Source organism: Streptomyces sp. NPDC059900 (genome assembly GCF_050270335.1).
Classification (GTDB): domain Bacteria; phylum Actinomycetota; class Actinomycetes; order Streptomycetales; family Streptomycetaceae; genus Streptomyces.
The window spans coordinates 1-1,686 of the sequence record NZ_JBNNJZ010001017.1 but is presented as its reverse complement, the minus strand read 5'-3'; the positions used below and the strand labels follow the sequence as shown (position 1 = coordinate 1,686).

At 70.2% G+C, this 1,686-nt stretch carries 1 protein-coding gene; it reads right to left on the bottom strand.

Translation table 11 applies throughout. From position 1 onward, the window contains the following. On the bottom strand, window positions 1–1,656 hold a 1,656-nt coding region (locus tag ACQKIP_RS46785; protein WP_427745797.1), incomplete at its 3' end, for a TIR domain-containing protein. Between the last annotated feature and the right edge of the window lie 30 nt (window positions 1,657–1,686).

Below are 1,686 nucleotides of genomic sequence, written 5' to 3'. Positions count from 1 at the left end.
TTCCCCGGCCAGGCGGTCGGCCAGGGAGGGCTGCATGCGGGGGATCCTGCGGTGGATCAGCCGGATGCTCTCCGGCCGGTCGAGCGGGAGCACTCGCATGGTCTCCACCTGGTACTCGGCCCAGTCGCTGTTCTGCGAGGTGATCAGTACGTGGCCGGGTCCGTCGGGCAGGGAGCCGGCGATGTCAGCGGGTTCGTCGGCGCCGTCCAGGACCAGCAGCCAGCGACCGTAGGGGGTTCCCCGGCGCAGGGCTTTGAAGACGGCCTCGATCCGGTCGCCGCCTTCCTGATCCACCCCGAGGGCCGCAGCGGCATCGGCGAGCCCCTGCCGTAACTCCTGCCGTGTCCCTGCACGGATCCACCACACCACGTCGTACTGAGCGGCGAACCGGTGTGCGTACTCGGCGGCGCACTGGGTCTTGCCGATGGCAGGCATGCCCACCAGGGCGGCCACGGCCGTCCCCGAGGGGGCTTCGTCCAGCCAGTGACGCAGTTGCCCCAACTCCGCGTGCCTGCCGGTGAAATGAGGATTGCGGCGGGGGACATCGCCCCATACGGGAGGTGGCTCTGCGGGGTAACGAGGGGCGCTGGCACCAGTTTTGACGCCTCCGAGGGACGGATCGACGTCCAGCCGTTGCAGGATGCGGCGCTCGTCGTCGTCGGCATCGGTCCCCAGCAGGCGTGCGCCGGGAAGGAGAGGGGCCAGGCGCGGGAACTCGCGGTCGGTGAGGGTGAACGCGGCGAGCCGGTGCGTCTGGCCCGCGATCGCCGGGGCGCGCAGAGACCGGGCCCACTCCTCCTCCGTATGGCTGCCGGCCAGCACGAACTCCTCGCTGAGGAGCAGTATGTGGGTGCCGTCCACCACCAGCAGCGACCGGATGGCTTCCTGCAAGGACAGGCCCACCGGTGGATCCCAGCCCTGGATGGCGGCGTCGTGGCCGATGGTCTCAAGGCGATGCCTCATCCATACCGCCCAGGGCCGGTCAGGCCCTGCGTAGCTGATGGTGAAGCGGCCGGGATCGATGCCGCTGCGGGCTTCGGCCTCCGCGGCCAGCTCCTCCTCCGCCGCCAGCATGTGCTGCTCCAGCGCCTCGCACCGTAACTCTGCCTCGATGGCCTGGTGCTGGGCCTGTTCCAAGGCCTGGCGCAGCTGCGCGATCTCCCGCAGGAGACGGTCTCGCTCCTCGCGCAGCCGCTCGTGCTCGGTGCGCAGGGACTCCGCCTCGTGCCGGTCCCGGCTCTGCTGGATGCCGAAGGACAGCTGCAGCCGCTGCTGCTCGGCATCCATCTCCGCGATACGGCGCTTCTTGTCCAGCAACACCTGCGACAGTGCGTCGACGTTGGCCTCGGCGGACTGCAGCTTCCGGTCGGCGTCCAGGAGTTGGTCCTTGAGGACCTGCAGTGCGTAGCCCATTTGGCTCGTGGCCTTCAAGGCGGTCCGTTGCAGGAGGGTCACCCGGTCGGTGACCTGCACGGCGACGGGCCTGCGCAGGGCCTGGGCGGCATCGGTCAGCAGCCGCTCGATGAACTCCGCCGGGGCGACCGCCGTGCCGTTGAGGTAACGGGAGACCGTGCCGGGATCGTAGTGGGCACGGACCGCGTAGCGGCGCACGGAGATCCGCAGACCGGCGAAGATACTGCGGAGCGCCTGGGCCAACTCGCGGCACTCCGGCCCCACATGAGGGGC